Source organism: Achromobacter sp. 46006 (assembly GCF_059761975.1).
In genome coordinates this window covers 151,608-169,081 of the sequence record NZ_JCBANN010000005.1, presented here as the reverse complement: position 1 = coordinate 169,081, position 17,474 = coordinate 151,608, and the positions used below count along the sequence as shown (strand labels likewise).

Below are 17,474 nucleotides of genomic sequence, written 5' to 3'. Positions count from 1 at the left end.
ATGGCGGCCGCCATTCCGCGGCCGCGCGTGCGGCCGTGGCCAACACCCGTGCCATCGACGTTGTGCCGGTGCAGCGGGTTCCCCTGCACGAGCGGCAGGGTTTGACGCACATCAACCCCGGTTCACCCGCGACCCCCCATCATTGAAACCTGGAGCTACTTGTTTCTTTTTGTTTGGGGGAAGGGTGATGAACGATTGCGCCGCAATCGCAAGCAAGGCCGACACCTTCAACTACAGGATCGTGAGGCAGTTCGCGCTCATGACCGTGGTCTGGGGCATCGTCGGCATGGCTGTGGGCGTTTTTCTCGCCGCGCAGCTGATTTGGCCTCAGTTGAATTTCGACACCGCCTGGCTCAGCTACGGTCGCCTGCGCCCGCTGCACACCAACGCGGTGATCTTCGCCTTTGGCGGCAGCGCCCTGTTCGCGACCTCGTACTACGTGGTCCAGCGCACCTGTCAGGCCCGCCTGTTCTGTGACAAGCTGGCCGCGTTCACGTTCTGGGGCTGGCAGGCGGTCATCGTCGCCGCGGCCATCACCCTGCCGCTGGGCTACACCAGCAGCAAGGAATACGCCGAACTCGAATGGCCCATCGACATCCTGATCACGCTGGTCTGGGTGGCCTACGCCATCGTGTTCTTCGGCACCATCATCAAGCGCCGCTCCAAGCACATCTACGTGGCCAACTGGTTCTTCGGCTCGTACATCCTGACCATCGCCATCCTGCACATCTTCAACAACATCGAGATGCCGGTGACGCTGTGGAAGTCGTACTCCGCCTATGCCGGGGTGCAGGACGCCATGGTGCAGTGGTGGTACGGCCACAACGCGGTGGGTTTCTTCCTGACCACCAGCTTCCTGGGCATGATGTATTACTTCGTGCCCAAGCAGGCCGGCCGTCCGATCTATTCGTACCGCCTGTCCATCGTCCACTTCTGGGCGCTGGCCTTCACCTACATGTGGGCGGGCCCGCACCACCTGCTGTACACCTCGCTGCCCGACTGGACCCAGTCGTTGGGCATGACGTTCTCGCTGATCCTGCTGGCGCCGTCGTGGGGCGGCATGATCAACGGCATCATGACGCTGCAGGGCGCCTGGTACAAGCTGCGCACCGACCCGATCCTGAAGTTCATGGTGACGGCGCTGTCGTTCTACGGCATGGCCACGTTCGAAGGCTCGATGATGTCGATCCGCACCGTGAACGCGCTGTCGCACTACACCGACTGGACCATCGGCCACGTGCACTCCGGCGCGCTGGGCTGGGTCGCGATGATCTCGTTCGGCTCGCTCTACTACCTGATCCCGCGCCTGTATGGCCGCGAAAAGATGTACAGCGTCAAGGCCATCGAACTGCACTTCTGGATCGCCACCATCGGCGTGGTGCTGTACATCGCCGCGATGTGGATCGCCGGAGTGCAGCAGGGCCTGATGTGGCGTGACACCGCCGCCGACGGCACGCTGGTCTACAGCTTCGTCGAGGAACTCAAGACGCGGGTGCCGTACTACATGATCCGGCTGCTTGGTGGCGCGCTGTTCCTGTCGGGCGTGCTGGTCATGGCCTGGAACGTGTGGAAGACGGTCAGCGGGGCGAAGGCGGTCAATCCCGCCATCCCGCAGGAAGATTCGCACGCCGCCCGCCAGCCGGCCATCGCCGCCGCGCCCGCCACCGTTTGACGAGGACATCATGGCCAACAAGCAACAAGGCTTCTTTTCCCACCAGACGCTCGAGAAGAACATCGGTTGGATGATCATCGCCAGCATCCTGGTGGTGTCCTTCGCGGGGCTGGTGCAGATCGTGCCGCTGTTCTTCCAGCACAGCACCACGCAGCCGGTGGCGGGGGTCGAACCCTACAGCCCGCTGCGCCTGATGGGCCGCGACGTCTACATCCGCGAAGGCTGTGTCGGCTGCCACTCGCAGCAGGTGCGCCTGCTGGCAGCCGAAGTGCAGCGCTACGGCTCGTACTCGCTGGCCTCGGAGTCGGTGTTCGACCACCCGTTCCTGTGGGGCTCCAAGCGCACCGGTCCGGACCTGGCGCGCGTGGGCGAGCGCTACTCCGACGACTGGCACCGCATCCACCTGCGCAATCCGCGCCAGGTGGTGCCGGAATCCAACATGCCGGCCTATCCGTGGCTGGAGAAGACGGTGATCACCGGCCAGAACGTCGCGCAGCGCATGCGCGCCTTGCGCGCCCTGGGCGTGCCATACAGCGACGAGGAAATCGCCGCCGCGCCCAAGGACATCGAGGGCAAGACCGAAGAGGACGCGCTGGTGGCCTACCTGCAGGGGCTGGGCGTGGGCGTGCGCAAGGCGCAGCAGGCCAAAAAGGCGGAAGAAGCCAAGAAGGCCGAGGAAGCCGGGAAGGCCGCGCAGCAGCCGGCCGCCGCCGCGCAACCCGCGGCCTCGGGAGGCTGACCATGGCATACCTGAGCGCAATCGTCACCGCCATCTCGATGGCAACCTTTTTCGGCATCGTCTGGTGGGCCTGCTCGCGCGGCCGCCAGCGCGCCAACAGCGAATCGGCCATGTTGCCGTTCGCGCTGCCCGATGAGTTCGGGCCGGCACAACAAGATGGAGCGGATCGGTCATGAGCGATTTCGTCAATGGCTTCTGGGGGTATTTCATCTCGATCGTCGCGGTCGGCGGCGTGGTGTGGTGCGTGTGGCTGCTGTACACGCAGCGCCGCTGGCTCAACACCAAGCCGGCCAACGGCCAGGTCGAGGACACTGGCCACGTCTGGGACGGCGACCTCACCGAATTGAACAACCCGGTGCCCGGCTGGTGGACCTGGATGTACCTGCTGGCCTGCGCTTTCGCGCTTGGCTACCTGTTCTTCATGCCGGGCCTGGGTTCGTACAAGGGCCAGTTGGGCTACAGCAGCGCCAACGAAGTGGCGCAGCAGCAGGCCAAAATGGCCGAGGCCGTGCGCCCCATCTACGCGCGCTTCGAAACCATGACGGTGCCGCAGATCGCCGCGGATCCGGGCGCCCGTGAAATCGGCCAGCGCCTGTTCCTGAACACCTGCGCGCAGTGCCATGGTTCGGACGCCAAGGGCGGCCCCAGCTTTCCCAACCTGACCGACAACGACTGGCTGCACGGCGGTTCGCCCGAGGCCATCATGCAGACCATCACCAATGGCCGCATCGGCGTGATGCCGCCCTGGAAGTCGGCCATCGACCCCAAGACCGCCGGCGACATCGCGCAGTACGTGCGTTCGCTTTCGGGCCTGACGGCCGATCCGGTGCGGGTGTTCCGCGGCAAGCGCGAGTTCGCCAACTTCTGCGTGGCCTGTCATGGTGTCGACGGCAAGGGCAACCAGGCGCTGGGCGCGCCCAACCTGACCGATGACGTCTGGCTTTACGGCAGTTCCGAAGCCACCATCGTCAAGACCATTTTGGATGGGCGCGAGAACCGCATGCCGGCGCATGGCGACATTCTGACCCCGGAACAGATCAAGATCCTGACCGCCTGGGTCTGGGGCCTGTCGAACAAACCGGATGCTGCTTCCTCGCAGCCGGCCACGGCTTCGGCCAAGTAGACGCTGCAACTAGGTGGGGGCGCGCCGTCAAGGCGCCTCCCATATCGCATGGACTTACCGCACGGAGCTGCACATGGATGATGGGTCAACCGCAAGCGTCAGCACGCCGCCTGGCGGCGACCCGCCACCCTGGCGGCCGCACGTGCGGCCGCCACGGCCTGGTCAGGAGACTCTCGAACAGACCCTGGCCGGCGTGCGCAGCAAGATCTATCCGCGCTCGGTCAGCGGCATCTTCGCGCGCTGGCGCATCGCCTTCGTCTTTCTCACGCAACTGATCTTCTACGGCCTGCCATGGCTGCAATGGAACGGCCGCCAGGCGGTGCTGTTCGACCTGGGCGCGCGCAAGTTCTACCTGTTCGGCCTGGTGCTGTGGCCGCAGGACGTGGTGTACCTGGCGGTGCTGCTGGTGATTTCGGCGCTGGCGCTGTTCCTGTTCACCGCCGTGGCCGGAAGGCTGTTCTGTGGCTACGCCTGTCCGCAGACGGTCTACACCGAGATCTTCATGTGGATCGAACGCAAGGTCGAAGGCGACCGCGTCGCCCGCATCCGTCTCGATGAATCGCCCTGGACCTGGCGCAAGGCGCGCCTGAAAATCACCAAGCACTTCCTGTGGATCGCGCTGGCCTGGTGGACCGGCTCCACCTTCATCGGCTACTTCGCGCCGATCCGCGAGCTGGGTCACGAACTGTTCACGCTGCAACTGGGGCCGTGGCAGTGGTTCTGGATGGTGTTCTACGGCTTCGCCACCTGGGGCAACGCCGGCTTCATGCGCGAATCGGTGTGCAAGTACATGTGCCCGTACGCGCGCTTCCAGAGCGTGATGGTCGACCCCGACACTTTCGTGGTGACCTACGACAAGCGCCGCGGCGATCCGCGCGGCGGCCGTTCGCGCAAGGTCGACCACAAGGCCGCCGGACTGGGCGATTGCGTCGATTGCAGCCTGTGCGTGCAGGTCTGTCCGACCGGCATCGACATCCGCGAGGGTCTGCAATACATGTGCATCGGCTGCGGCGCCTGTATCGATGCCTGCGAACAGGTGATGGACAAGATGCAGTATCCGTCCGGGCTGATCCGCTACACCTCCGAGCGGGCGATGCTGGAAGGGCTGTCGACGAAGAGCGCGCGCTCGCACCTGCTGCGCCCGCGGGTGTTGATCTACGGCACGCTGATCCTGGGGTTGGCGGTGGCGTTCGTGGTGTCGCTGGCGCTGCGCAACCCGCTGCGGGTGGACGTGATTCGCGACCGCGGCGTGCTGGGGCGCGAAGTGGCCGGCGGCATGATCGAGAACGTGTACCGGTTGCAGATCATCAACACTTCGGATTCGCCGTTGCGGCTGCGCTTGTCGGCCGACGGCCTGCCGGGGCTGGCGGTGCGCGCCGGGCAGGCCGAGTCGGATGTGGTGGAGGTGGCGGCGGCGGCCAACAAGCTGGTGCCGATGGTGATCCGCATGCCGGCCGGCGCTGCGCCCGGCGCCCACCCGATCACCTTGCGGGCCACTGCCCGGGACCTCGAAAACCGGTCGATCGAGACCGACGAGGCTGCGAGTTTCTATGTGCCCGAATGACTCCCTGAAGAGGATGCCGACGATGAATACTGCCCATGTAGCCGCGCCCATGCCGGCGAAACCCTGGTACCGCGAATTCTGGCCCTGGTTCCTGATGGCGGGGCCATTCCTGGCGATGGTCGGCTGCGCCATCACGATCTACCTGGCCTATACCCAGTTCAGCAACCAGCCGATCCAGGAAGGCGTGGTCAAGCGCGGTTTGGTGATCGAGCCGGCGGACACGGTGCCCGCGCCGCCGGCCGCGATCGGCGTTCGTTGATGATTTCCGGAGGCGCGCCATGGGGCTGAGATCGTTGATGTGGATACTGTGGCCGTCGTTCCTGGCGGCGGCCGTGGGTAGCGCGATCGTGTTTGCGTTGATCGATCCGTTGGACGTGGCGGTGTTCGGGTATGTGCCGACGGGGCGGGTGGGGTTTTATACGGTGTCGTTCTTTCTGCTTTGGGCGATGGCGGGGGCGTCGAGTGCGTTGACGGCTTATTTGATGCCTAAGGTGGAGGAAGATCCGGATCTTTAGGCGGGTCTTTTGGGTGCTTCGTGGGGGCGTTGTTGGGGATTCGCTTCGCAGGTCGCCCCTCGCGGCGGGCGTCTTGGAGCGTTGCGTTGTCGGATCGGCGGGGGCATGGAGAGGTTTGCGGGGCCCGCCCCAGGTCGGCCGCGCGGGCGGCCTTTTGGGGCTTACGCGGTGTCTTGCGTCGGGGCGGTGTTGGGGTGTTGGCGGCTGGTGGGGGCTGCGCCGGGGCTGGTGGTATGTACCCTGGGTGTGGTGCGTCTTTATTCCGTGTCGTGCAGCAGGTCCACGAAGTGCCTGGCCGGCGCGCTCAGCGGGCGGTCCTTGGGGATGATGCTGCCGAAGGCGGTCAGGGTGTGCTGGAGTCGGTAGGGGATGACGGCGAGCAGGCCGTGGCGGGCGTAGCGGCTGGCGACGGAGTCGGGGATGACGCCGAGCATGTCGGACTTCATGGCCAGGTTGGTGGTGGTCAGGATCGAGGCGGACTCGATCAGGCCCTTGGGCAGGGCGGTGTCATGGGCGCGGAATTCCTGTTCCAGGACGTCGCGCATGGGGCTGCCGTGGGGTTGCAGGATCCAGGGGTAGGCCTGCAGGGCCGCGAAGCTGATGCGCTTGCGGCGGGTCAGGGGATGGTCGACGGCGGCGATGACGGACAGGGCCTCGTCGCCGATGGGGCGGAAGACGTAGTGGCGTTCGGACAGGGTCAGCATGCGGCCGATGACGACGTCGAGCCGGCCTTCGTTCAGGCGTTCGATCAGCAGGTCGCTGGTGCCGGTGGAGATTTCCACGGCCAGTAGCGGGTAGGTCCGCTTCAGGCGCAGCAGGGCGTCGGTCAAGGGCCCGGGCGAGGCCGCCATGATGCTGCCGATGAAGAGTTTGCCGGCGCTGCCCAGGCGCACTTCCTCCAGTTCGCGTGCCAGCGACGACACCGTGCCGCGCATGCCGCGGAAATATTCCATCACGCATTGTCCGGCCGCAGTCAGCGCCAGGCCGCGGCCGACGCGTTCGAACAGCGGCTGGCCGATGGCCAGTTCCAGTTCGTGCAGCATCTTGCTGGCGGCGGACTGGGTCATGTTGAGCTGCGTGGCGGCGGCGCGCAGGGTGCCGCGCTCCTCGATGGCCAGCAGCAGCACGATCTGCCGCATGCGCAGGCGCGACAGCAGGGCGGGGGCGTTCGGGACGCGTTCCATGATTGATCGCCTGTAGTGAACGGTTGGTGCAAAAGTTTCATTTTACGGAAACAGCGGTTGTTTCTAAGATGCAGGCATAACAAAGCCCATCTCGGGCCATAAGCCCCCAAGGAGACAACCATGAAGACTCGGCTTTATGCCGCATTGGCGGCGGGCGCGCTGTGCCTGTCCGCCGCCGCATCCGCCCAGGCACAAAGCGCCGACTGGCCGACCCGGCCGCTGCGCCTGCTGGTGGGCTCGGCGCCCGGCGGCGGCACCGACGCCATGGCGCGCGCCGTGGCCGACAAGCTCGGGCCGATGCTCAAGCAGACCGTGGTGGTGGAGAACAAGCCGGGCGCGTCCAACACGCTGGCGGCGGACCTGGCGGCCAAGTCTGGCGACGGCCACACCATGGTGATGGGCGTATCGACGGCCCACGCGATCGCGCCGCACCTGCTCAAGCTGGGCTACGACAACGACCGCGACCTGACGCCGGTGGTGTTCGTGGGCGCGGTGCCGAACATCCTGGTGGTCAACAACCAATTGCCGGTCAAGTCGGTGCAGGAGCTGATCGCACTGCTCAAGCGCAAGCCGGGCGAATACAACTTCGCCAGCAGCGGCTCGGGCAGCACCCAGCACATCGCCGCCGAACTGTTCAAGGACGCCACCGGAGTGCAGATGACGCACATTCCCTATCGCGGCAGCGGCCCGGCCATGGTCGACCTGATGGGCGGCCAGGTGCAGATCGCCTTCGAGACCGCGTCCTCCGTCATCCCGCACATCAAGAGCGGCAAGGTGCGCGCGCTGGCGGTGCTGAGCGCCAGGCGCAATCCGCAGTTGCCCGATGTGCCGACCATGGCCGAAGCCGGCGTCAACGGCATCGAGATGAGCGCCTGGTACGGCATCTACATGCCCAGTAATACTCCGGCGGCAGTGCAGCAGCGCGTGCATGACTCGGTCAATGCGGTGCTGGCCATGCCCGAGACCCGGACGCGCCTGCAGGCCATCGGCGCCGACATCAATCCGATGAGCCAGGCGCAGTTCGCGCAGTTCCACCAGGCCGAAAACCAGCGCTACGCCGGCATCATCAAGAAGAACCATATCTCCGTGGAATGAATCGCAGCATGAGCAACGACCGCAACGCCGCCAAACCCGTCATCGCCCTGACGCTGGGCGACCCCGCCGGCATCGGCCCCGAACTGATCGCGCGCCTGCTGGCGCGGCCTGACGCGGCGAAACTGGCCAACATCGTGCTGGTGGGCGATGAATGGCTGTGGCGCGAAGGCCAGCGCGTGGCTGGCGTGCAAGTGGCCACGCAGCCGGTGGACGGCTTCGACGCCGTGCGCATGCGGCCGGACACCGGCGTGCCGGCGTGGCTGGCGATGGACACCGTGCGGCGCGAGGACGTCAACCTTGGCCTGGCGCAGGCGCCCGGCGGCGCCTCGGTGCTGCGGGTGCTGGACGCCTGCATGGACGCGGCGCTGGCCGGCCATATCGACGCCATCTGCTTCGCGCCGCTGAACAAGCACGCGATGAAGCAGGGCGGCCTGCGCCACGACGACGAACTGCACCACTTCGCGCAGTACCTGGGCGTGACGGGCTACTTCTGCGAGTTCAACACGCTGGGCGAGCTGTGGACCGCGCGCGTGTCCTCGCACATTCCGCTCAAGGACGCCGCCGCCGCGCTCAGCATCGACGGCATCAAGGCCGCCACGCGGCTGATCTACCGATCGCTGCAGGCCAATGGCGTGGCCGCGCCGCGGGTGGCGGTGGCGGCCTTCAACCCGCATGGCGGCGACGGCGGCACCTGCGGGCGCGAAGAGGTCGACATCATCGCCCCGGCCGTGCGCGAGTTGAACCAGGAGGGGCTGCCGGTGCAGGGCCCGTTCCCCGCCGACACCATCTTCCTGAAGGCGCAGGCGGGCGAGTTTCAGGCCATCGTCACCATGTACCACGACCAGGGCCAGATCGCGATCAAGCTGCTGGGCTTCTCGCGCGGCGTGACGGTGCAGGGCGGCCTGCCGATCCCGATCACCACGCCGGCCCACGGCACCGCCTACGACATCGCCGGCCAGGGGCGCGCCAACGTCGACGCCACCTGGCAGGCCTTCCGCATCGCCTGCCGCATGGGCCTGTCGCACCGCGCCGCGCGCGCGGCGGCCTGAGGCGGCCGTTCCTTCCGACTCATCGCATCGTTCGACCTTTTCCGCAGGAATCCCCATGAAGATCAAATCCGTCCGCGCGCGCGTCTTTGAATGGACCGGCAAGACCGTTCCGCCGCAAGGCAACTTCTGCTCCAACGCCATGGACCTGCTGTATTCGCCGCAGGAAACCATGAGCACCTTCCGCTTCCATGGCTGGACCGTGGTCGAGGTCGAGACCGACGACGGCATCGTCGGGCTGGGCAACGTGGCGCTGGCGCCGCGGGTGGCCAAGGCCATCATCGACCAGTACCTGGCGCCGCTGGTGATCGGCCAGGACCCGTGGGACTACGAATACCTGTGGCAGCGCATGTACCGCGCCACCCATGCCTGGGGTCGCAAGGGCGTGACCATGGCGGCGATCTCGGGCGTGGACCTGGCGATCTGGGACATCCTGGGCAAGTCGGTCGGCAAGCCGGTCTTCAAGCTGCTGGGCGGGCGCACCAAGGAGAAGATCCCGGTCTACTACTCCAAGCTCTACCGCACTGATCTCAAGGCCATGCAGGAAGAGGCCCAGACCTACCTGGACCAGGGCTTCACTGCCTTCAAGATGCGTTTCGGCTACGGCCCGGCGCACCTGCAGCGCGGCGTCTCGGAGAACCTGAAGTCGGTCGAGGCGGTGCGCGAGGTGATCGGCTACGACACCGACCTGATGCTCGAATGCTACATGGGCTGGAACCTGGAATACGCCAAGCGCATGCTGCCCAAGCTGGAGAAGTTCGAGCCGCGCTGGCTGGAGGAACCGGTGATCGCCGACGACATCGACGGCTATGCCGAGTTGAACCAGTTGACCTCGATTCCGATTTCGGGCGGCGAGCACGAGTTCTCGCTGTACGGCTTCAAGCAGTTGCTGGACCGCAAGGCGGTGTCGGTGGTGCAGTACGACACCAACCGCGTCGGCGGCATCACCGCCGCGCACAAGATCAACGCCCTGTGCGAGGCCTACAGCGTGCCGGTCATTCCGCACGCCGGCCAGATGCACAACTACCACCTGACCATGAGCACGCTGGCCTCGCCCATGAGCGAGTATTTCCCGATGTTCGACGTGGAAGTGGGCAACGAACTCTTCTACTACATCTTCGACGGCGAGCCGGTGGCCAGGGAAGGCTTCATCGACCTGGACGACAACAAGCCGGGGCTGGGCCTGAGCCTGAAGACCGAATACCTGAAAGACTTCAACATCATCGAGTGAGCGCCATGACCACGACGACTGTGCCGGCGCCGCGCTATCGCGGCATCTTTCCGGTGGTGCCCACCATCTTCACCGAAGCGGGCGAGCTGGACCTGGCGGGCCAGAAGCGCGCCGTCGATTTCATGATCGACAGCGGCGTGGACGGCCTGTGCATCCTGGCCAACTTTTCCGAGCAGTTCTCGCTGTCGGACGACGAGCGCGAGGTGCTCACGCGCACCTTGTTGGAGCACGTGGCCGGCCGGGTGCCGGTGATCGTCACCACCACGCACTACGGCACCCGGGTATGCGCGGCGCGCAGCCGTCGGGCGCAGGCGCAGGGCGCGGCCATGGTGATGATCATGCCGCCGTACCACGGGGCCACCATCCGCGTTGCCGAGGAGCAGGTGGTCGGGTTCTTCCAGAAGGTGTCGGACGCCATCGACATCCCCATCATGATCCAGGACGCGCCGGTCGCCGGCACGCCGCTGCCCGCCGCGCTGCTGGCGCGCATGGCGCGCGAGATCGCGCAGGTGTCGTACTTCAAGATCGAGACCGCCGGCGCGGCCAGCAAGCTGCGCGACCTGATCGCGCTGGGCGGCGCGGCGGTGGAAGGGCCGTGGGACGGCGAAGAGGCCATCACGCTGCTGCCGGACCTGGACGCCGGCGCCACCGGCTCCATGACGGGCGGCGGCTTCGCCGACGGCATCCGGCCGATCATCGAGGCGCATCGCGCAGGCCGCCGCGACGCGGCCTATGACCTGTACGAACGCTGGTTGCCGCTCATCAACTACGAGAATCGCCAGGGCGGCATCCTGACCGCCAAGGCCTTGATGAAGGCCGGCGGCGTGATCGCCAGCGACGCGCCGCGCCATCCGTTCCCGGCCATGCGGCCCGAAGTGCGGCAGGGCCTGCTGGAGGTGGCGCGGCGGCTGGACCCGCTGGTGCTGCGCTGGGCGCGCTAGGACGCCAGGCCGACCCCAGCCTGGGCGTCAGGGCACCAGCGACAGGCCGATGCGGAACTGCGATTCGTTGCGCTGGTTGTAGCCCAGCAGCGTTTCGCCGTAGCCGTTGAAGTACTGCAGGTGCAGGTAGCCGTTCATGTTCAGCCAGGTGCGTTGCAGCGGCCAGGCGAAGTCGAGCTGCGTGGTGCGGCGGCGCTGGTCGCCCTGGCGGTACATGGCCGAGACCACCGCGCCGTTGTCCTGCGCCCAGCGCAGGTTCCAGTCGACGCGGCCGGCGTAGTCGGCGTAGTCGGAATTCTCGCTGGCCACGCCGAAGTAGGCCTTGACCTTGGGCGCGAAGGTCAGCGTGCTGCCGCCGTCGAAGCGATAGTTGAACTGCGGCTGGATGTAGGCGTCGTTGACCGAGCGCGAGTCGTCGCCGGCCTTGCCGTTGGAGTTGTGCTCGACGCCGGTGTTCATGCCCAGTCGCCAGCTCTGGTTTGCCGACTGCCACATGTTGTCCGACAGCCAGAACAGGCTGGGGTTGAAGGTGGTGTCGATGAAGGGCATGGAATCGCCCTGCAGGTCCCACAGCGAGGTCTGGGTGTAGCCCAGGTAGAAGTTCTCGCCCCAGGTCGCCGGGCGGTTGCCGGACGGGCTGAACAGGCGGTACTTGGCGCTGATCTGGAAGCGCGCGGTGGTCTGGCCGCGGGTGCCGATGTCGAAGTACACCGGCTTGTATTCCGAGATCGCGCTGCGGAAATGATCGAAGGCCGATTGCTGGTAGGACGAGACGGCCACGGTGTCCGGCGCCGGTCCGCCCTCGGGCGATGCGCCGGCCGCGGCCACCGCGGCCGGCGGCACGGGCTGGCCGGTGCGCGGATCGACCACGGGGCCTTGCGCCGGCGTGCTGGCCAGCGTGCCGCTGTCGCGGCCGGTGGCGTCCAGCGCCATCATCGCCGGCTGGCCTTCGATGGCGATCGCCTGCAGGCCGCGCGCCGTGGCGGGCACGACGGCGGTCCAGGTCATCCGCGCGAAATTGTTGACCGGCACGCTGTAATTGGCCTTGCCGCCTTGCAGCTTGGCCAGGCTGCGCACGATCTGGCCGTCCTGGCCGCGCCATTGCAGCACCAGTTCGGGCGGGGCCTCCCAGGTGGCGCGGGCATTGCCTTCATTGAAATACACGGCTTCGATGGTGACGGTGTCGCCGGGGGCGGCCGAAGGACGGTCGAGCCGGTAGGACACGCCGGCGGCGGCGGTACCGGCCAGGCCCAGCGCCAGGGCGGCGGTCAGGGTGCGCAGGGGAAGGGCGATGCGTCGGGACGAAGTCATGGGACGAGGGGGAAATCTGTGACGATGCAATGTAGCATCGGCCGTGCCTACATTTTGTAAGCCAGGCTTATCGGATGTAGGGCTTGCAACATAGGCGCGGTAGCATGGGCGCGCCGCCGGCTGCGTCCGGCGGGATTGGCGCGCACGCCGGCGCCGGACTGCAGGCTGATTGCGGCGCCCCGCAAGACAAGAGGCCCCACGCATCGGCGGCGATGCGCGGGGCCTCTTGCCCTATGGCTTTCGGCTTATTCTCCGAACTTGATGCCCTGCGCCAGCGGCAGGTTGCGCGAGTAGTTGATGGTGTTGGTGGCGCGGCGCATGTAGTTGCGCCAGGCGTCCGAGCCCGACTCGCGGCCGCCGCCGGTTTCCTTTTCCCCGCCGAAGGCGCCGCCGATCTCGGCGCCCGACGTGCCGATGTTGACGTTGGCGATGCCGCAGTCGGACCCCGCGGCCGACAGGAAGGTCTCGGCCTCGCGCAGGTCGTTGGTGAAGATGGCCGACGACAGGCCTTGCGGCACGCCATTCTGCATGGCCAGCGCCTGGTCGAAGTCGGTGTAGCGCATCACGTACAGGATCGGCGCGAAGGTTTCATGGCAGACCACGTCGGTCTGGCCCGGCATCTCGGCGATGGCGGGGCGCACGTACCAGGCGTCCGGGTACTGGTCGGCGAGCACGCGTTCACCGCCCGTGACCTTGCCGCCCTGTTCGCCGGCGGCCTTGAGCGCGGCCTGCATGGCGTCGAACGAGGCGCGGTCGATCAGCGGGCCGACCAGGTTGCTGCCGTCCAGCGGGTTGCCGATGGGCGCGCTCGCATAAGCCTTGTGCAGGCGTTGCAGCAGGTCGTCGGCCACGCTTTCGTGCACGATCAGGCGGCGCGTGGTGGTGCAGCGCTGGCCGGCGGTGCCGATGGCGCCGAAGACGATGCCGCGCGCGGCCATGTCCAGGTCGGCGCTGGGGCCGACGATGATGGCGTTGTTGCCGCCCAGTTCCAGCAGCACGCGGCCGAAGCGCTGCGCCACGCGCGGACCGACCTGGCGGCCCATGCGGGTCGAGCCGGTGGCCGACACCAGCGCCACCGTGTGCGAATCCACCAGCGCCTCGCCGATTTCGCGGCCGCCGATCAGCACTTCCGACAGGCCGGCCGGCGCGTCGCCGAAGCGCTGCACCGCCTGCGCGAACAGCGCCTGGCAGGCCAGGGCGGTCAGCGGCGTCTTTTCCGACGGCTTCCAGACCACCGCGTTGCCGCACACCAGCGCCAGCGCGGCATTCCAGGACCACACCGCCACCGGGAAGTTGAAGGCGCTGATGACGCCCACCACGCCCAGCGGATGCCAGGTTTCCATCATGCGGTGGCCAGGGCGCTCGGAAGCGATGGTCAGGCCATACAACTGGCGCGACAGGCCCACCGCGAAGTCGCAGATGTCGATCATTTCCTGAACCTCGCCTTCGCCCTCGGCCAGGATCTTGCCGGCTTCCAGGCTGACCAGGCGGCCCAGTTCGCGCTTGTGCTGGCGCAGCGTTTCGCCGAACAGGCGCAGCAGCTCGCCGCGGCGCGGGGCCGGCACGTCGCGCCAGGCCAGGCTGGCCTGGCGGGCGCGGGTGATGGCGGCGTGCGCTTGCGCCACGGTGTGTTCGTGGACCTGGGCCAGTTCGGCGCCATCGATCGGGCTGCGGGCGACCAGCGTGCCGCCGGTCAGGGTGGCGGGCGTGAGTCCGAGCGCACGCAGGATGTCTTGGGGCGTGTCCATACCGGTTCCTTGGAGAGGCCGGCGAAGGCGGAGCCTTCGCTTAAGGGTTATGCCTAAGTGGCGATTCTGGAAATAAATTTACTATACGAAACTCCAGCGCGAAATGCGAAACCTTTTTGAAGGCGATGCGCGTGTCAGAACCCCTGCTGATAGTCGAGTCGGTCACCAAGACCTACCAGCGCGAAGGCCAGCCCGGCCATCTGGCGTTGGCCGGCATCGACTGCCGCCTGGATCGCGGCGAGGTGCTGGTGGTGGTGGGGCCGTCGGGCTCGGGCAAGAGCACCTTCCTGCGCACTCTCAATGGCCTGGAGCGCATCGACACCGGCACCATCCGCGTCGATGGCGTCTCGCTGACCGATCCGGACACCGACCTGAACCGCTGGCGCACCGACGTCGGCATGGTGTTCCAGCACTTCAACCTGTTCCAGCATCGCACCGCGCTCGACAACGTGGTGTTGCCGCAGCGCGTGGTGCGGGGCCGCGACCGGGCCCGGGCCGAGAGCTATGCGCGCGAACTGCTGGACCGGGTCGGCATGGCCGACTTCGGCCCGCGCTATCCCAGCCAGTTGTCCGGCGGCCAGCAGCAGCGCGTGGCGATTGCCCGCGCCCTGGCGCTGGACCCGAAGCTGATGCTGTTCGACGAAGCCACCTCGGCGCTCGATCCGGAAACCGTCGGCGGCATCCTGGAATTGATGCGCGCACTGGCGCGCGACGGCATGACCATGGCGGTGGTGACGCACGAGATGGGCTTTGCCCGCGACGTGGGCGACCGCGCCCTGTTCATGGACGCCGGCCGTGTCGTCGAGTCCGGCACCCCGGCCGAGGTCTTCGGCCAGCCGAAAGAGGCACGCACACGCGCCTTCCTGGACAAGATCCTGTAGCGCGAAGCACGGCTCGCGGCCGCCGGCTGGCCGCAATCGCAGTACGCAGCACCCGCAGCACCGTAGCAAACAGCAAGCAGGGCCGGCCTGGCCTGACCGGGCGCCGCCGGCGCCAGGTGTACGCCCGGAACGACACACGTCATCCATCCTGAAGGGGAAGCAAATGCGGAAAATCAAACAATGGCTGGCAGCCGCCGGCACCGTCCTGGCCGTGGCCGCGATCGCGCAGCCGGCGCGGGCCGACGAATTGTCGGACATCATCAAGCGGGGCGAACTGCGGGTAGCGGTGCAGACCTCCGGCCCGCTGATGAGCTTCATGGACAAGAGCGGCAAGCGCACCGGCCTGGCGGTCGAAGTGGCCAAGCGCATGGCCGACGACCTGGGCGTCAAGCTGGTGCTGCAGGACTACGAATGGAAGGGCCTGATCCCGGCGCTGCTGTCCGGCAAGGCCGACATGGTGGCCGCCGACATGACGCCGACGCCGCAGCGCGCCGCCCAGGTGCTGTTCTCGGCGCCCATGTTCTACGCCGACACGGTGGCCGTGGTGCCCAAGGACTCGCCCTACAAGTCGTACGCGGAACTGAACAAGGACGGCGTGACGGTGGGCGCGCTGGGCGCCAGCACCTATGCCGAAGTCGGCAAGAAAATGCTGCCCAAGGCCACCCTCAAGGAATTCTCCGGCGGCAGCGCCCCGGTCGGCCAGGCCCTGTCCAGCGGCCGCCTGGACGCCGGCATCATGTCGCTGTCCACCGCCAACCAGTTCCTGGTGGACTTCGGCAACCTGCGGGTGCTGGATGGCGTCATGGTGCGCGAGCCGCTGGCCTTCGCCGTCGGCCCCAATGCCTTCCGCCTGAAGTTCTGGCTCGACAACTGGCAGACGCTCAAGACCGCCGACAACACGCTGCCGGAACAGATCAAGTACTGGTATTCGACCGACTGGAAGAAAGACCACTGATCGCGCGCGTTGCCCACCACTGACCGACAGGACCCGCATGGACTGGCTGATCGACTACTACAACTGGCGCATCGTCAGCCAGTACACCGGCCAGTTCGCCACCGGGCTGGCCAACACCCTGATCGCGGCCGGCGCCAGCCTGGTGCTGTCGGTGCTGGCCGGCGTGCCGCTGGCGCTGGCGCGCATGTCGCCGCGCGCCGCGGTCTGGCGGCCGGTGGCGGGCTACGTGCAGTTCATCCGCTCGACCCCGCTGCTGGTGCAGATCTACCTGGTGTATTACGCGGTGCCGATGCTGGTGCCCGGCGCCAAGGGCTGGAGCGAAATGCTGCTGGGCATCATGGCGATGACGCTGCACCACGCCGCCTACATGAGCGAGATCATCCGCGTCGGCATCGAGTCGGTGCCGCGTGGCCAGATCGAGGGCGCCAAGGCCTGCGGCATGAACTACCGCCAGCGGCTGCGCTACGTGGTGCTGCCGCAGGCCTTCGCCAATACGCTGCCGCCGCTGCTGGGGCAGACCGCCGTGCTGATCAAGGACACCTCGCTGCTGTCGCTGATCACCGTGTTCGAACTGGTGGCGGCAGGCGTGCAGATGAACAGCGACCGCATCGTGCCCACGGAGAGCTTCCTGACCATTGCCGCCGGCTATCTGCTGATCTACGCCGTGATGCTGATGCTGTCGCGCGGCGTGAGCCTGTGGCTGGCCGGCCCGGCCTGGAACGCGAGGTAAGCATGCTGGATTCCTACCTGTCCACCGCCGGCGTGGTGCTGCCGTTCCTGCTCAAGGGCTTCTGGGAGACGCTGAAGATCTCGTTCCTGGCGATCATCGCCGGCTCGCTGCTGGGCTTCGTGATCGGCGTGATCCGCAGCTATCGCATCCGCGGCCTGCACCAGTTGCTGGGGCTGTACATCCACGTGCTGCGCGGCACGCCGTTCCTGGTGCAGCTCTATATCTTCTACTTCGTGCTGCCCAGCACCGGCATCGAGCTGCTGCACTGGGACTCGGGCACGGCGGCGTTCGTGTCGCTGTCGGTCTACACGTCCTGCTACGTGGCCGAGATCGTCAGCGGCGCCATCCGCGCCGTGCCGCGCGGCCAGACCGAGGGCGCCATGACGCTGGGCCTGCGGCCCTTGCAGATCCTGCGGCTGGTGATACTGCCGCAGGCCATGCGCCTGATCGTGCAGCCCATGAGCGGCGTCTACGTCATGCTGATCAAGAGCACCGCCATCCTGTCGGTGGTCGGCATCACCGAGCTGACGCGCCAGGGCGAGGTCTTCATCATCACCTTCCCGGCCAAATCGCTGTTCATCTACAGCATGATCGCCGTCATCTACTTCCTGTACTGCTATCCGCTGCTGCGCCTGGCTTCCTGGCTGGAGAAACGCCTGGCGGGGGGATTGCAGGGCGCCGGGCTGAACTAGGCCCGCCAACACCGACGAAAGTCCCGCACGGGCCCCGAACCACGACC

The 17,474-nt window shown here is 67.0% G+C and carries 18 protein-coding genes; 15 read left to right on the top strand and 3 right to left on the bottom strand.

All coding sequences use genetic code 11. From position 1 onward, the window contains the following. Positions 1-187: 187 nt before the first annotated feature. The 7 genes from ccoN to AC6LKG_RS04890 all read left to right on the top strand — a co-directional run bounded on the left by ccoN (position 188) and on the right by AC6LKG_RS04890 (position 5,613). On the top strand, positions 188-1,672 hold the full coding sequence (gene ccoN / locus AC6LKG_RS04920; RefSeq protein WP_498163156.1) for a cytochrome-c oxidase, cbb3-type subunit I: 1,485 nt from the start codon (positions 188-190) through the stop codon (positions 1,670-1,672). Between the two features lie 10 nt (positions 1,673-1,682). Then, positions 1,683-2,411, top strand: a complete 729-nt coding sequence (gene ccoO, locus AC6LKG_RS04915; protein ID WP_498163154.1) for a cytochrome-c oxidase, cbb3-type subunit II — start codon at positions 1,683-1,685, stop codon at positions 2,409-2,411. A 2-nt stretch (positions 2,412-2,413) separates the two neighbouring features. Beyond that, the gene (locus tag AC6LKG_RS04910) at positions 2,414-2,587 is read left to right on the top strand and encodes a cbb3-type cytochrome oxidase subunit 3 (RefSeq protein ID WP_498163152.1); all 174 of its coding nucleotides are present in this window, start codon (positions 2,414-2,416) and stop codon (positions 2,585-2,587) included. Beyond that, the gene (gene ccoP / locus AC6LKG_RS04905) at positions 2,584-3,534 is read left to right on the top strand and encodes a cytochrome-c oxidase, cbb3-type subunit III (RefSeq protein ID WP_498163150.1); all 951 of its coding nucleotides are present in this window, start codon (positions 2,584-2,586) and stop codon (positions 3,532-3,534) included. The genes AC6LKG_RS04910 and ccoP overlap by 4 nt, the downstream gene beginning before the upstream one ends. A gap of 73 nt (positions 3,535-3,607) precedes the next feature. Beyond that, the gene (ccoG, locus tag AC6LKG_RS04900; RefSeq protein ID WP_498163148.1) at positions 3,608-5,098 is read left to right on the top strand and encodes a cytochrome c oxidase accessory protein CcoG; all 1,491 of its coding nucleotides are present in this window, start codon (positions 3,608-3,610) and stop codon (positions 5,096-5,098) included. A 22-nt stretch (positions 5,099-5,120) separates the two neighbouring features. Beyond that, positions 5,121-5,357 (top strand): FixH family protein, encoded by a 237-nt coding sequence (locus AC6LKG_RS04895; protein WP_498163147.1) that lies wholly within the window; start codon positions 5,121-5,123, stop codon positions 5,355-5,357. A gap of 19 nt (positions 5,358-5,376) precedes the next feature. Further along, positions 5,377-5,613 (top strand): hypothetical protein, encoded by a 237-nt coding sequence (locus AC6LKG_RS04890; RefSeq protein ID WP_498163146.1) that lies wholly within the window; start codon positions 5,377-5,379, stop codon positions 5,611-5,613. 257 nt (positions 5,614-5,870) lie between these two features. Here AC6LKG_RS04890 and AC6LKG_RS04885 read toward each other — a convergent pair whose 3' ends face one another. Next, entirely contained in the window at positions 5,871-6,797 is a 927-nt protein-coding gene (locus tag AC6LKG_RS04885) for a LysR family transcriptional regulator (RefSeq protein ID WP_498163144.1), read from the bottom strand. A 120-nt stretch (positions 6,798-6,917) separates the two neighbouring features. Here AC6LKG_RS04885 and AC6LKG_RS04880 point away from each other — a divergent pair, with 120 nt between their 5' ends. The 4 genes from AC6LKG_RS04880 to AC6LKG_RS04865 are packed head-to-tail and all read left to right on the top strand — an operon-like array spanning position 6,918 to position 11,110. Continuing rightward, entirely contained in the window at positions 6,918-7,892 is a 975-nt protein-coding gene (locus AC6LKG_RS04880; RefSeq protein WP_498163142.1) for a Bug family tripartite tricarboxylate transporter substrate binding protein, read from the top strand. Between the two features lie 8 nt (positions 7,893-7,900). Next, positions 7,901-8,941, top strand: a complete 1,041-nt coding sequence (locus AC6LKG_RS04875; RefSeq protein ID WP_498163141.1) for a 4-hydroxythreonine-4-phosphate dehydrogenase PdxA — start codon at positions 7,901-7,903, stop codon at positions 8,939-8,941. A 55-nt stretch (positions 8,942-8,996) separates the two neighbouring features. Then, positions 8,997-10,169 carry an L-rhamnonate dehydratase gene (locus tag AC6LKG_RS04870; protein ID WP_070781012.1) on the top strand — a complete coding sequence of 391 codons (1,173 nt, stop codon included), beginning with the start codon at positions 8,997-8,999 and terminating at the stop codon, positions 10,167-10,169. Positions 10,170-10,174: 5 nt separating this feature from the next. Next, positions 10,175-11,110, top strand: a complete 936-nt coding sequence (locus tag AC6LKG_RS04865; protein WP_498163139.1) for a dihydrodipicolinate synthase family protein — start codon at positions 10,175-10,177, stop codon at positions 11,108-11,110. A 27-nt stretch (positions 11,111-11,137) separates the two neighbouring features. Here the strand turns inward: AC6LKG_RS04865 and AC6LKG_RS04860 are convergent, their stop codons facing one another. Continuing rightward, positions 11,138-12,421, bottom strand: coding sequence for a phospholipase A (locus AC6LKG_RS04860; RefSeq protein ID WP_498163137.1), 1,284 nt, complete (start codon positions 12,419-12,421; stop codon positions 11,138-11,140). 245 nt (positions 12,422-12,666) lie between these two features. After that, positions 12,667-14,169: an L-piperidine-6-carboxylate dehydrogenase gene (gene amaB, locus AC6LKG_RS04855; RefSeq protein ID WP_498163135.1), complete on the bottom strand. Its 1,503-nt coding sequence runs from the start codon at positions 14,167-14,169 to the stop codon at positions 12,667-12,669. A gap of 125 nt (positions 14,170-14,294) precedes the next feature. Between amaB and AC6LKG_RS04850 the strand changes: the two genes are divergently transcribed. The 4 genes from AC6LKG_RS04850 to AC6LKG_RS04835 all read left to right on the top strand — a co-directional run bounded on the left by AC6LKG_RS04850 (position 14,295) and on the right by AC6LKG_RS04835 (position 17,427). Next, a complete protein-coding gene (locus AC6LKG_RS04850; RefSeq protein ID WP_498163134.1) occupies positions 14,295-15,050 on the top strand; it encodes an amino acid ABC transporter ATP-binding protein in 756 nt (251 codons plus the stop codon). Positions 15,051-15,213: 163 nt separating this feature from the next. Beyond that, positions 15,214-16,005: an ABC transporter substrate-binding protein gene (locus tag AC6LKG_RS04845; RefSeq protein ID WP_498163132.1), complete on the top strand. Its 792-nt coding sequence runs from the start codon at positions 15,214-15,216 to the stop codon at positions 16,003-16,005. Positions 16,006-16,042: 37 nt separating this feature from the next. Continuing rightward, positions 16,043-16,735 (top strand): amino acid ABC transporter permease, encoded by a 693-nt coding sequence (locus tag AC6LKG_RS04840; protein WP_498163130.1) that lies wholly within the window; start codon positions 16,043-16,045, stop codon positions 16,733-16,735. 2 nt (positions 16,736-16,737) lie between these two features. Next, the gene (locus AC6LKG_RS04835; protein ID WP_498163128.1) at positions 16,738-17,427 is read left to right on the top strand and encodes an amino acid ABC transporter permease; all 690 of its coding nucleotides are present in this window, start codon (positions 16,738-16,740) and stop codon (positions 17,425-17,427) included. The last annotated feature ends 47 nt before the right edge of the window (positions 17,428-17,474 follow it).

Excerpts from the sequence above, each read along its gene's own strand:
- ccoN (WP_498163156.1), top strand. The coding sequence starts at position 188 with ATGAACGATTGCGCCGCAATCGCAAGCAAGGCCGACACCTTCAACTAC.
- ccoO (WP_498163154.1), top strand. The coding sequence starts at position 1,683 with ATGGCCAACAAGCAACAAGGCTTCTTTTCCCACCAGACGCTCGAGAAG.
- AC6LKG_RS04910 (WP_498163152.1), top strand. The coding sequence starts at position 2,414 with ATGGCATACCTGAGCGCAATCGTCACCGCCATCTCGATGGCAACCTTT.
- ccoP (WP_498163150.1), top strand. The coding sequence starts at position 2,584 with ATGAGCGATTTCGTCAATGGCTTCTGGGGGTATTTCATCTCGATCGTC.
- ccoG (WP_498163148.1), top strand. The coding sequence starts at position 3,608 with ATGGATGATGGGTCAACCGCAAGCGTCAGCACGCCGCCTGGCGGCGAC.
- AC6LKG_RS04895 (WP_498163147.1), top strand. The coding sequence starts at position 5,121 with ATGAATACTGCCCATGTAGCCGCGCCCATGCCGGCGAAACCCTGGTAC.
- AC6LKG_RS04890 (WP_498163146.1), top strand. The coding sequence starts at position 5,377 with ATGGGGCTGAGATCGTTGATGTGGATACTGTGGCCGTCGTTCCTGGCG.
- AC6LKG_RS04885 (WP_498163144.1), bottom strand. The coding sequence starts at position 6,797 with ATGGAACGCGTCCCGAACGCCCCCGCCCTGCTGTCGCGCCTGCGCATG.
- AC6LKG_RS04880 (WP_498163142.1), top strand. The coding sequence starts at position 6,918 with ATGAAGACTCGGCTTTATGCCGCATTGGCGGCGGGCGCGCTGTGCCTG.
- AC6LKG_RS04875 (WP_498163141.1), top strand. The coding sequence starts at position 7,901 with ATGAGCAACGACCGCAACGCCGCCAAACCCGTCATCGCCCTGACGCTG.
- AC6LKG_RS04870 (WP_070781012.1), top strand. The coding sequence starts at position 8,997 with ATGAAGATCAAATCCGTCCGCGCGCGCGTCTTTGAATGGACCGGCAAG.
- AC6LKG_RS04865 (WP_498163139.1), top strand. The coding sequence starts at position 10,175 with ATGACCACGACGACTGTGCCGGCGCCGCGCTATCGCGGCATCTTTCCG.
- AC6LKG_RS04860 (WP_498163137.1), bottom strand. The coding sequence starts at position 12,421 with ATGACTTCGTCCCGACGCATCGCCCTTCCCCTGCGCACCCTGACCGCC.
- amaB (WP_498163135.1), bottom strand. The coding sequence starts at position 14,169 with ATGGACACGCCCCAAGACATCCTGCGTGCGCTCGGACTCACGCCCGCC.
- AC6LKG_RS04850 (WP_498163134.1), top strand. The coding sequence starts at position 14,295 with ATGCGCGTGTCAGAACCCCTGCTGATAGTCGAGTCGGTCACCAAGACC.
- AC6LKG_RS04845 (WP_498163132.1), top strand. The coding sequence starts at position 15,214 with ATGCGGAAAATCAAACAATGGCTGGCAGCCGCCGGCACCGTCCTGGCC.
- AC6LKG_RS04840 (WP_498163130.1), top strand. The coding sequence starts at position 16,043 with ATGGACTGGCTGATCGACTACTACAACTGGCGCATCGTCAGCCAGTAC.
- AC6LKG_RS04835 (WP_498163128.1), top strand. The coding sequence starts at position 16,738 with ATGCTGGATTCCTACCTGTCCACCGCCGGCGTGGTGCTGCCGTTCCTG.